Source organism: Acidobacteriota bacterium (genome assembly GCA_022340665.1).
Classification (GTDB): domain Bacteria; phylum Acidobacteriota; class Thermoanaerobaculia; order Thermoanaerobaculales; family Sulfomarinibacteraceae; genus Sulfomarinibacter.
Genome location: JAJDNM010000033.1, coordinates 1 through 11637, shown reverse-complemented (window position 1 = coordinate 11637; position 11637 = coordinate 1). Strand labels below are relative to the sequence as shown.

At 60.8% G+C, this 11637-nt stretch carries 9 protein-coding genes; 1 reads left to right on the top strand and 8 read right to left on the bottom strand.

The window, feature by feature from the left end:
• The first annotated feature begins 155 nt into the window (after positions 1 to 155).
• Positions 156 to 1388: a PLP-dependent aminotransferase family protein gene (locus LJE93_04985; GenBank protein MCG6948256.1), complete on the top strand. Its 1233-nt coding sequence runs from the start codon at positions 156 to 158 to the stop codon at positions 1386 to 1388.
• On the opposite strand, the gene idi is transcribed toward LJE93_04985, so the two are convergent.
• The 8 genes from idi to LJE93_04945 form a co-directional block, all read right to left on the bottom strand.
• Positions 1383 to 1958 carry an isopentenyl-diphosphate Delta-isomerase gene (gene idi / locus LJE93_04980; protein ID MCG6948255.1) on the bottom strand — a complete coding sequence of 192 codons (576 nt, stop codon included), beginning with the start codon at positions 1956 to 1958 and terminating at the stop codon, positions 1383 to 1385. The genes LJE93_04985 and idi overlap by 6 nt on opposite strands.
• A complete protein-coding gene (locus LJE93_04975) occupies positions 1951 to 4218 on the bottom strand; it encodes a hydroxymethylglutaryl-CoA reductase, degradative (protein ID MCG6948254.1) in 2268 nt (755 codons plus the stop codon). The genes idi and LJE93_04975 overlap by 8 nt, the downstream gene beginning before the upstream one ends.
• Before the next feature lie 174 nt (positions 4219 to 4392).
• A complete protein-coding gene (locus LJE93_04970; protein MCG6948253.1) occupies positions 4393 to 6207 on the bottom strand; it encodes an alkaline phosphatase family protein in 1815 nt (604 codons plus the stop codon).
• A 40-nt stretch (positions 6208 to 6247) separates the two neighbouring features.
• Positions 6248 to 7969: a Na(+)/H(+) antiporter subunit D gene (locus LJE93_04965; protein MCG6948252.1), complete on the bottom strand. Its 1722-nt coding sequence runs from the start codon at positions 7967 to 7969 to the stop codon at positions 6248 to 6250.
• Entirely contained in the window at positions 7962 to 8207 is a 246-nt protein-coding gene (locus LJE93_04960) for a hypothetical protein (GenBank protein ID MCG6948251.1), read from the bottom strand. The genes LJE93_04965 and LJE93_04960 overlap by 8 nt, the downstream gene beginning before the upstream one ends.
• A complete protein-coding gene (locus LJE93_04955) occupies positions 8204 to 9697 on the bottom strand; it encodes a monovalent cation/H+ antiporter subunit D family protein (protein ID MCG6948250.1) in 1494 nt (497 codons plus the stop codon). Before LJE93_04955 ends, LJE93_04960 begins: the two co-directional genes overlap by 4 nt.
• Positions 9694 to 11202: a monovalent cation/H+ antiporter subunit D family protein gene (locus tag LJE93_04950; protein ID MCG6948249.1), complete on the bottom strand. Its 1509-nt coding sequence runs from the start codon at positions 11200 to 11202 to the stop codon at positions 9694 to 9696. The genes LJE93_04955 and LJE93_04950 overlap by 4 nt, the downstream gene beginning before the upstream one ends.
• The gene (locus LJE93_04945; protein ID MCG6948248.1) at positions 11199 to 11558 is read right to left on the bottom strand and encodes a cation:proton antiporter subunit C; all 360 of its coding nucleotides are present in this window, start codon (positions 11556 to 11558) and stop codon (positions 11199 to 11201) included. Before LJE93_04945 ends, LJE93_04950 begins: the two co-directional genes overlap by 4 nt.
• Positions 11559 to 11637 lie beyond the last annotated feature (79 nt).

Below are 11637 nucleotides of genomic sequence, written 5' to 3'. Positions count from 1 at the left end.
GACTTGGTGTCTTCTTCAACAACCTGAGCACCCGGAACGCGTGAGCTCAAGCCCCGAGCCTCCGGCCACAAGCCTTGGTGATCGGGCCGATCGAGATTCTCGTATCCAGCATCCAGTATCGGGCGGGCGGGCGGTAAGAGTACAATCCCCGCGCTATGACGACTGACACGGACTCTCTGTTTCGTTTTTCGGCGCTGGCCGGGAAGATGCAGCCATCACCGATTCGCGAGCTCTTCCAGGTCATTCAGCAGCCAGGAATGATCTCCTTTGCCGGTGGCCTGCCCGACCCGGACACGTTTCCCGTCGACGGGTTTGCCTCCTGCGCGGATGTGCTCCGGCGAGACGGACGGACGGTGCTGCAATACGGGGCGTCCGAGGGTTACCCACCGCTTCGCAACGCGATTGCCGAGATGATGGAAACGCGCTTCGGCTATCGCCCCGAAGCCGACGAACTGCTCGTCACGTCGGGTTCACAGCAGGCGGTCGACCTCATGGCCCGCGCACTTCTCGATCCGGGTGACGTTGTTCTGGTCGAAGCGCCGACCTATCCCGGCACCCTCCACTGCCTGCGCAACGCGGGTGCTCGATTCGCCACCATTCCGACCGACGGCCATGGAATGGTCGTCGAGGCGTTGCCCGAGGTGGTCGAACAGGTGGTGGCCAACACCGGTAACCGCCCCAAGCTGATCTACACGGTGCCTGACTTCTCGAACCCATCGGGGGCCTGCATGGGCCTCGAGCGAAGGCATCAGCTGGTCGAGCTCGCCGACGAGCAGATGATCCCGGTATTCGAGGACGATCCCTACGGTCGACTCCGTTTTTCTGGAGAGGGGCTGCCGACGCTGAAGTCCATCGCCGGCGATGGGAAACACATTATCTATACCTCTTCTTTTTCAAAGGTGCTTGCGCCCGGTGTTCGGGTAGCGTGGTCGGTCGCGGCCCCGGAGCTCATTCGATCGATGGTCATGATGCGCCAAGGCGAAGACCTCTGCACCTCCACCGTCACCCAGGCGCTGGTCGCGGAATACTGCGCCCGGGGCCTGCTCGAAGATCATTTGCAGCACATCATTGCCACCTATGCCCGCAAGAGCAGGGCCATGCAGGAGGCTCTCGAGAAGCATATTCCAGGCGGTCTCGCGTCGTGGCACGAACCGCAGGGCGGTTTTTTCTTCTGGCTGGAGCTCGCCAAAGGATCGAGCCAGGCGCTCTTCGATCGAGCGGTTGAAGAAAAGGTCGCGTTCGTAACCGGCGGAGCATTCTATCCGGATGTCGACGAACAGGTTGGCGAGGTGATGACCGGAGACCGCTTCGCGCGTCTCTGCTTCACCTTTGCCGATGATGAGGCGATCGAAGAGGGCTGTCGCCGATTGGGGCGGGCTCTTTCATAATCCGAGGGTGGATCGGTAGGTCTCGCGCACCCGTGGCCACTCCAACTGAAACCAGGGCGTGAAGCTCGTCGGATCCGAGCGCAGCTCGTCGTCCAGTTTCGCCGGGTCGATCCAGCGATGGTCGGCGATCTCGTTGGGATGTGGTCGCGGTTCGTCGTCGCTGAGGCCGGCGTACACCCAGCACATTTCGTGCTCGGACCCGAGGTTCTCGTACGATGCCTGGTACTCGAAGGTGTAAAGGAACTCGGGTTCGCTTTGCATGCCGAGTTCTTGTTGGAGACGCCGCTCGACCGCCACGCCCATGGTCTCCCCGAACCTGGGATGGCTGCAACAGCTGTTGGACCAGAAGAGAGGCCACAGGCGTTTTTCCGAGCTCCTCTTCTGAAGTAGGAGTTCGCCGGCACGGTTGAATATGAAGATCGAGAACGCGCGGTGGAGAACACCAACACCGTCGTGGCACGCGCCCTTCGGGAGGTGACCGACCACCCGATCGGATTGGTCGACCAGGATCAGTTCTTCATCCTCGCTCGAGACGACCTCGAATTCTGAAGACGTGGAAGGCTCAGCCAATCCGGACTTCCATGGCCTGGTAGCCGGCGTCCTGCATCGCCTTCATGACTTCAGCAGAACTGTCCGGACACAGTGCGATCATCGAACCACCACCACCACCACCAGTGAGCTTCGCGCCCAGGGCACCGTTTTCGCGTGCAATTTGAATCAGCTCCTCGAGCTCCCAACTCGAGACCTGAAGCCCGTTGAGCAATCCCTGATTCACGTTCATCAGCTCACCCAGGCGTTCGAGATCGTTGTGCCTGATTGCCTCGATCGCCTGACCGGCGACGGCGTCGATACCCTTGAACATGGTGTCGTATACGTCGCGGTTTCTCTCCCGGCCTGCTCGCACGCGAGCCACCATCTTGGCGGTGAGGCTTTCGATACCCGTCAACCCGATCACGAAGGTGATCGGTTCCGGTAGCTCGAGGGAATGGAACTGTGGCGGATCTCCTTTTCGGTAGATCAACGGCTGTCCGAAGGTGGCCACGGTGTTGTCGATCCCCGATGGGGTACCGTGCGCCACCTGTTCGCAGCGGAAGGCGAGCGAGTTGATTTCGTCATCTGAAAGGCCGAGTTCGAAGTGTCTGTCGAGCGCCCTTATGATTGCGACCGCAACGGCCGCGGAGCCCCCGAGGCCCATCGCTCGCGGAAGCTCTGGGTAAACCTCGACACGCATGGGTCGGTCGGTAAGCCCGAGTTCCTCGAGTGTCAAAGCGGCGAACTGCTCGAAGGAATGCCGCTTGCTGGAGTCGGAGCGGAGGCGCTGCTCCACGCCCCATCTCGGCACCACGAGCCACACACCGTCCTCCTCGTCCCGCACCCGAGCACGCACCGCGAGCGGAACCGGAGCGGCAATGGCACGGCTTCCGTAGACGACCGCATGCTCGCCGAAGAGGATGATCTTGCCGTGACCCGCAGACATATCGGCTCGTTCTTCTTTGCCGAGGTCGTGGCCCAGTTGGGTCGACACCTGTCCGATGATCTCTTCAGCCTTCCAGATCTTGATCTCGCCTGACTCGACCAGGCGTTCGATCACGGTATCGAAAATTTCCGGCGGCGCTCCGGCCGCTGTCACCACGCTGCGGGCATGGAGTGTCATGTGGCCACGCTGAATGCCTTCAGTGGCCAGTGCTCGAAGGGCGGAGAAATTTTGCGCCAACCCCACGGCTGCCATCACTTCCGCCAGCTCTCGTGAGGATTCGACCTTTGTGATGCGGAGATTCATGTCGACCGACGGATTCGACTGCATCGGGCCGCCCACAATGCCGACTCTGAGCGGGAGCTCTATTTCTCCGACCAGGTCTCCATCCTCGTCTTTGTACCAGCGGGACAGGGACGAGTACTTCGTCCCCCGCGCGGCGTACGCGTGCGCACCGGCCTCGACCGCGCGCCAATCGTTTCCGGTCGCCAATGCGACTGCGTCGATGCCGTTCATGATGCCCTTGTTATGGGTCGCCGCCCGATAGGAGTCGATCGCGGCGAACTGGCTCGCGACAACGATGCCGTCGCGGACTTGCTCACCGTCGTACCCGTTGTTGCCGAGAACTTCCACCGGGATCTTCACCGAAGACCGGGCCAGTGAGCGGTCTGCCAGATTCGATAGGATTCGGAGAAAGACCTTGCCGCCCGTAATGCTCTCGATGAACGAGGCCACTCCTTCGCACATCGTATTGACCAAGTTGGCACCCATCGCGTTACAGGTGTTGACCATCAGGTGGACAACCATCATGTCCACGTTGTCAGGGGATGCTGGGTGGAGCACGACCTCGAGGTCGGTTGCTCCGCCGCCGCGCGCCACCATCCGTGGATGGAGGCTGTTGGCCAGGTTGAGCACATCCTCCTTACGCCGCTCGAGTTGTTGCCTTGCCTTGGTCGGATGCGGAACGTCGACCAGCTGAATCTGGCCGATCAGAATTGGTTCGGTGCTCGAGGTCGTGAAACCACCGGCCGCCCGCGCTGTTTTTGCGGCAAATGAGAGCCCCGCAACGATCGACGGCTCCTCGACCGCCAGCGGCACCACATAGTCTCGCCCATTGACCAGGAAGTTCAGTCCGAGGCCGACCGGCAGGCCCATGACACCGATGACGTTCTCGATCATGTTGTCCGCGTTGGTGACATCGAGCACGTTGCGGCCGGCGATCAAAGCCTTGTAATCCTGGGACGACAGTAATCCGCGGTCTCGGGCAGCACGAACCCGCTCCGCTACTGAGAGTTTGTGGAAGGAAGGTATGTTGGAGCTGCTCAATTCGGACTTCTCCTTCGGTAGGTGAATCATCCGCTGGGCGGACTGTATTCCGCGGAAATACCCGACCGTAAAACACCTTCGGCGGTCCGCTCCACCTCACGACACGAAAGATCTTCAATATGAGAGGTTAACCCCGGATCGGGATCCAAACAACCGCCTTCGCCGGAATTCCTTCAAATTGCCACATTTGCGCCTCGTGAGGAATCACTCCAGATAGCCCAACCATCGCAGCCTTTCGAGCTCCTCGCCACTCAGCTCGACCGCGCCGGTCCCGTCATTCTCGGGTTGCGGATACCGCTCGACGGATACCACGTCGGGCGCCGTGTGCCAAGCCTCGCGAACAACGGTGCCCTCCAGCTCCCGCGATAATGGGACTCCCATCGCGGCCAAAACTGTCGGCGTGACGTCGACGATCGAAATTCCGGACAATCCCGTGCCTGACCGCACGCCCGGACCCGAAACGATGAAGGTCCCATCCGGGGAACCGAAGTGCTCGTAACCAGAGAAGGTCCAACCGTGATCGGAAACAATCACGTACGTGGCGTCGGGGTAGGTCTCGATGAAGCGCCCGACGATGGCATCGGTCTGGACGTAGGCACGAAAGGTTCGGTCCTCCAGGTTGCTCCTCACCAGGCTTTCCCAACCGCCGTCAGTGAGGTCGATGGGAAGATCAGTGAGGAAGAACCGGTCACGCGCGAAGAAGTCCCAATTCATGTGTGAAACGGTGTCGGGGAGGTTGGTGTAGTAGACCAGCAGGTCCGGATCGTACTCACCCGCAAGCTCGACCGTAATGTCGAGCCCTGAGAGCACGCGATCTACGAGCCGATTGTAGGAGGCATCCGTCGCACCGGTGGCTAGTGGGATCGGCCTGATCTCCCATCTCTTCGAGAGATCCGCCGGATAGCACGTGGCGATCGACGCGTCCTTTGTCCTCCGAAAGTCGATCGCCGCGCCGTTCAGTGGTTTCACCGGAAGGTTTGCCAAAGGGTCGACGACGACTACGGTGCGGCCGAAGATTGAAGCGATCTCCCACAACGCAGGCACCTTGCGGTCGTTCGACCCGGCGTGTGAGAACCACCACAGACCGGCCGATGGCAATCGCTTGAGTAGGTGTGAGATGCCGTAAAAACTGTCAATCGACGGCGGGATCAACAACAGATCGAGGGCCGAACGGCGGGACACGGGAAGGTTGAGCTTTCGATACCCATCGATTCCGTGGTTCTGCGGCGACCGGCCAGTGAAGATCGAGGTCCACACGATCGGGGACAGCGATTGGTCGCCGTTGTCCAGATAACCGAAGGCGCCTCGTCGGATCAGAAACGACAGGGCTGGGAGCATTCCAGAGTCCAGCAGCGGCACCATGACGTTCCACGACAAACCGTCCAGTCCGAGCACGACCAGTTTGCCGTTCGCAGGCTTTGGGACGCCGACCGCGTCCGGTACATCTGAGATACCGGCTGCACTGGCAATTCTCTGCAGGGAGTAACGCCGTTCTCGCCGCTCCTCCCAACTGTTCCAGATGAGGACAATCACGACCGAGAGCAGGATGACAACGCTCGCCGTCAATGCCGACCTCGGTCTTCCGTGCAACCGGAGAAACGGAATCGCGACCAGCAACCCGAGAACTGCGACCAGCACCAGCGACTGGACGATTCCCGTATGGGTGATGAAGGGCCTGACCGACGCCCATTGATGAACCATTGCCAACCGGTTCCAGAGAACCCATGTGAGATCCAGGCCGATCAGAGCCGCTAGGCTGAAGGTCGCCCAGTGACCTGAAAAAACCGGGCGCCACTTCATCACGAGGATCCACCACGACAGTGCGACTGGGACCATGAGAAAGGCGTTGAACACAAAGCTCACCCACAACATCACGCCTGTCATCTCGAGAGCGCCGCACCATCCCAGGTTCTCCCAGTTAGCCACCGTCATCGCAACTGCCAACGTCAAGCCCACGAGCAGGGAGACGGCCAGATAGGGTAGAAGCGCTCTCGACGCTGCTCCCAACCTGGGTTCCATGGCTGCCCTGATTCTCATCGCGAAACGCCTACAGAAATCCTCACCGCTCCCATAGGTAGAGCAGCAAGAAGCCGAAGAGTCCGAGCACCGCCCAGAAGGCGATCGCACCCGTCGTCCAGGTGCGGGCAAAGACCCCGGTCGGGCCATGGAAACGGTAGATCACCCGGTAGGCCTTTTCGAGTTGGGACGAGAGGAAATCCCGCAACTGCTCGCCCACCGCACCGCCGAGGCGAGCAATACGACCGATCAGCGCAGGGAGCGCTTTTCGATAGGTCCAGTCGAAGTCGAGGTTGATGCCCCGCTTCTCGGGCGGATAGATGCCGGTACGTACGAGGACCGCGAAAGCGAGAATTGCGAAGATCAGAAGCTGGAACGATGTCAGCACGTGCCCGGCCGTGTAGGGCGCGTAGTCGACTCCCTGGAACGGAAGGATCTCGTAGAGGGGTGCGGGGTAGACGCCGATCGCTATGCACAGGATCGCACTGGCAATCATCGCCACCAGCATGTTCCATGGAGCCTCCTTCACTCGGATTCCCGAATCGTGAGCGAAAAAGGCGAAGTAGGGGATCTTGATCCCCGAGTGCTCCATCACACCTGCCGAGGCCACCAACAGGCCGAGGAAAATCCAGGTCAGGTGCAGGTGTTCGACCTCGGAAATCACCATCGACTTGGTGACGAATCCGGAAAAGAAGGGGAAGCCCGAGATCGATGCCGCTGCGATGATGCAGCAGACGGTCGTCACCGGCATCGATTTGTAGAGCCCACCAAGATCGGTTGCCTTGATGGTGCCCGTGCGGTAGAGCACCGCCCCCATAGTCATGAAGAGCAACGCCTTGTACAGGATGTGGGCGAAGGCGTGCGAGGTCGTGCCATTCAGCGACAATGCTGTGCCTATACCAATGCCGACGACCATGTAACCGAGCTGGTTGTTGAGGCTGTACGCGAGAACCTTCCTGAGATCGTTCTCGATCACCGCATAGAAGACCGGAAAGAGGGTCATCACGACACCCATCGGAACCAGGATCTCGGTGCCGGGAAAACCGCGGGCAAGGGCGTAGATCGCCAGCTTGGTGGTGAATGCCGAGAGGAAAACCGTTCCGGTCACGGTGCCGTTGGGGTAGGCGTCCTGCAACCAGTTGTGGAGGAAGGGAAAGGCCGACTTGACGCCGAACGCGACAAAGATCAGGACGACTCCAGGGCTGGCGGAACTCAGCAACCCATCTTCGCCGATGAGCTTGCCAAACGCTATCGAGCCGGTCCGCGACGCATGTACGATGATCCCGGCCAGCAACAAGACACCCGATCCGACCTGGATCACCAGATAACGCATACCGGATCGATAGGCCGCCTCGGTCCGGCTGGCCCAGATCAGAAAGACCGATGAGATCGCGGTGATTTCCCAGTTGATGAAGAGCGTGATGAGGTCACCGGCGAAGACCGCGCCGACCGCCGAGCCAACGTAGATCATTGCCGCGACATGCTGCACCGTGTCCTTGACGTGGAGGGCGTAGATTGCAGAAAGGAAGGCGGCGAGATGGAAGATATAACCGAAGACCAGGCTCAACCGATCAATCCGCACCATCGTCAAGTCGTAATTGAAGATCGTGATCTGGTGCGACACACCGGGCTCGAGCATGAGGAGCTGAGCAAAACCGAGGACCGGCAAAAGCACGGCCACGAACGGCTGCAAACGCTTTTGCACCAGCGGGATCAACAGCGATCCGAGGATCAGGACCAGCCCCGGGGGGAAGGCCTCAATCATAGTAGTCCTCGGGTCGCCACAGGATTCTACGAAGCTTCTTGCCGGCTATCACGATGCACCAGAACGCTGCGAAGCCGAAGAAACCATAAAAGTTGGGGAAGCCGTCCCAGCCGAAGTACGCGTGCCGGTGAACGAAGAAATCCGCGATGCCGAGGACCACGCAGATCACGACAAGGCCCCAGTAGACTTTGTCCACGTTCCGCCCATCGTCGAGCCAGTACTTCTTTTCCTCGCTCATTTCGCCACGATCCCGGTCAGCAGTTGATAGATCTCCTCCGCGTAGAAGAAGAGCGCAATGCATCCGATGCCGGTCACCACCGGCGGTAGCACGCACAAGAGCGGTGCCTCGAATCTCTGCTTGTCGAGCGGCTGGCCGTGGCCGTCCTCATCGCCTCCTTCCATGGGTGGCGCGCGAAAGAACGCGTTGCCGACAACCGGCATCAGATAGCCAATCGAGAGCAGGGAACTCGCCATCAGCACCACCATCATCGCGACCTGTTCGGCCTCCAGCGCACCCAGCACCAGATACCACTTGCTCCAGGAACCACCCATCGGAGGCAGGCCGATGACACTCAGAGATCCGAGAAAGAAGGCGCCGAAAGTGAACGGCATGCGCCTCCCGAGCCCGTTCATTTCCGAGATTTCGGTCTTGTGCGAGCCAACCATGATGGCACCGGCACAGAAAAACAGGGTGATCTTCCCCATTGCGTGCATGGCGATGTGCATCCCGGCGCCGAGCACGCCGGCAGATGTCGCGAGGGCACCGCCGAGCACGATGTACGACAGTTGGCTCACCGTCGAGTACGCGAGCCGGGCCTTGAGGTTGTCCTTGGTGAGCGCCACGATCGATGCCGCAAGGATGGTGAATGCGGCAACCCAGGTCAACCAGCGACTGGCGTCGGTCGAGGCGAGCAGGTCAATACCGAAGACGTACACCAGAACTTTGAGCACGGTGAACACACCCGCCTTGACCACCGCCACCGCGTGCAGCAGGGCGCTGACCGGCGTTGGAGCAACCATCGCCGCAGGAAGCCACCGGTGAAAGGGCATCAACGCGGCTTTGCCGGTGCCGAATGCGTAGAGCGCTAACAACGCAATCAGCTGCCACCCCCCAACCCGTCCGGCGAGAATTCCGCCCGCGCGAAAATCGGTGGTGCCAGCGGCCAGGTAGGTCCAAACGAGCGCGAAGAGCAGCAACCCAATCGAAGTCCCCATCAGGACCCCGAGGTAGACACGGCCGGCGCTCTTCGCGGCGTCGGTCCCATGGTGGGTCACCAGCGGGTAGGTGGAGAGAGTGATCATCTCGTAAAAGACGAAGAGGGTGAAGACATTGGCGGCGAAAGCAACACCGACGGCGCCGGAGATGGCGAGGGCGAAACAGACGTAGAAGCGGGTCTGGTTCTTCTCGTCGTGACCTCGCATGTAACCGATCGAGTAAAGAGAGGTGACAATCCAAAGTCCCGACGCCACCAGCGCGAAAAGCATACCCAGAGGCTCCACCTCGAACGCGAGGTCGAGACCGGGTAGGACCTCGATGATCTCCAGGCGCGGCCGCCCGCCCACCACCACGACCGGAAGAATTACTTTGACCGCGACCGCGAAAAGCGAGCTCGCCGTGAGCAGGGTCGCGGCTTCACGCAGGTTCGGCCAGCGTCTGAAGAGCACAATCAATGGAATACCGAACAGCGGCCATAGGACCGCCAGGCCGACGGCCGCCTCTGCACTCACAGCTCGACCCCCAACAGCATGCGCGCGGCAGCCGAGGCGACGCCGACCGAGAGGGAGGTGAAAATGCCGAAGAAGACGGTGGCACCCACCAGCACCCAGGTCGGCACCAGCAGGCTTGCGGGTGCTTCACTGACATCCGGAGCTTCCGCTGGTGGTTGCCGGAAGTACGCAACCTCCACCACCCGCCAAACGTAGACCAACGCGAGCAGCGAGCTGAGGAGAATGAGCACCGCCACTGGCCACAGGCCGCGCTCGAGGGCTCCCATCACCAGATACCACTTGCTGACAAATCCCACCGTCAGCGGAACCCCGATCAGGCTCAGACCACCGACAACGAAGGCGGCCATGGTGAGGGGCATCCTCCGCCCGAGACCGGCGAAGGCCTCGAGGCGAGTCGAGCCCACCCGCAGTACGACCGCCGCCATCACCAGGAAGAGTCCGCACTTCATGATCGCGTGGTTGAAGAGGTGGACCAGACCTCCGGTCAGGCCGCTGACCGATGCGAGGCTCAACCCCAGGACCATGTAGCCGATCTGCGCAACACTCGAGTAGGCCAGCATCCGTTTGATATCGTTCTGAAAAATGGCGACGGTCGATCCCGCGAACATGGCCGCGATCGCCAGCGGCATGAGCACCGCATCGAGCCGCAGACCGAAGGCGAGGTCGACGCCGAAGACCGAAAAAATAAACCGCACCAGCACGTAGTAGGAAACCTTGGTCGCGGTCGCCGCCAGAAATGCGGTAACGATCGCCGGCGCATAGGTATAGGCGTTGGGCAGCCAGATATGGAGCGGAAAGACAGCAAGCTTGATTCCGGTGCCGATGCCGATGCAGGCAAGCGCCACTAACACGGTGCGGTTGGGTCCGACTGCCGAAAGCTGAACCGACATGTCGACGATGTTGAGGGTGCCGGTGACCATGTAGATCATGCCGACGCCGAGCAGGATGAAGGTCCCGCCAATGGTCCCCATCACCAGGTACTGCAGTGCCGAGGTCAGGGCTCGGCGGGTTGTGCCCTGGGAGATGAGTGCGTACGACGACAACGAAGAGATTTCGAGGAAAACGAAGATATTGAAGGCGTCACCGGTGACCGTCATGCCTGCGAGCCCGGTCATGCAAAGGAGGTACAGGGCGTAGAATTTGTGATGGTGCTCGCGCCACACCTCCTGGTCGAGGCTACGCGGGCTCGCCGTCAGCACGATCGCGCAAATGCCTGTGACAATCAACAGCACCAGAGCGTTGAGAAGATCGATGTGAAGCTCGATTCCCCACGGAGCTCGCCATCCGCCCTCCGCGTAGCTGATTGTCCCATGGTGGAGGACCCGCGAAAGGATCACACATGCGCTCGCGAATGAGCCCCAGGCGACAGTCATCGCCACCGCCCAGGCGGCACGCCGACGACGTACCAGCAGGCAGACGGCGGCCGACAGCAGGGGCAGTGCTATCTGTAGTGCCGGCAGGTCGTCGCTGACCCGGGTAACGAGGTCGGCCTCGCCGCCGGTCACGCCTCTTCCTCCCGTTCGAGCTCGCGCAGCTCGTCCTCCTCGATGGTCTCGTAGGCCTCGTTGATACGCACCACGAGAGCGAGGGCGAGGGCGGTGGTGGCCACGCCGACCACAATCGCAGTGAGCATGAGGACATGCGGCAGCGGATTCGAGTACACGACGACACCTTCGGCCTCGATAGGCGCCGTGCCGCCGCGCACCTTACCCATCGCAACGTAGAACATGATCACCGAGACCTGGAAGATGTTGAGCCCGATCACTTTCTTGATGAGGTTGTCGCGGGATATCACGACGTAGAGCCCGGTCATCATCAGGAAGATGACGATCCAATACGGATAGAGCCCTCCGTCAAACATCTGTACGTCCCCGGCCGGCGAAAAGATAGAAAATCGTGGCCATGACCGAGGCAACTGTGATCCCAACCCCCAGCTCGAC

Excerpts from the sequence above, each read along its gene's own strand:
- LJE93_04985 (MCG6948256.1), top strand. The coding sequence starts at position 156 with ATGACGACTGACACGGACTCTCTGTTTCGTTTTTCGGCGCTGGCCGGG.
- LJE93_04975 (MCG6948254.1), bottom strand. The coding sequence starts at position 4,218 with ATGATTCACCTACCGAAGGAGAAGTCCGAATTGAGCAGCTCCAACATA.
- LJE93_04970 (MCG6948253.1), bottom strand. The coding sequence starts at position 6,207 with ATGGAACCCAGGTTGGGAGCAGCGTCGAGAGCGCTTCTACCCTATCTG.
- LJE93_04965 (MCG6948252.1), bottom strand. The coding sequence starts at position 7,969 with ATGATTGAGGCCTTCCCCCCGGGGCTGGTCCTGATCCTCGGATCGCTG.
- LJE93_04960 (MCG6948251.1), bottom strand. The coding sequence starts at position 8,207 with ATGAGCGAGGAAAAGAAGTACTGGCTCGACGATGGGCGGAACGTGGAC.
- LJE93_04945 (MCG6948248.1), bottom strand. The coding sequence starts at position 11,558 with ATGTTTGACGGAGGGCTCTATCCGTATTGGATCGTCATCTTCCTGATG.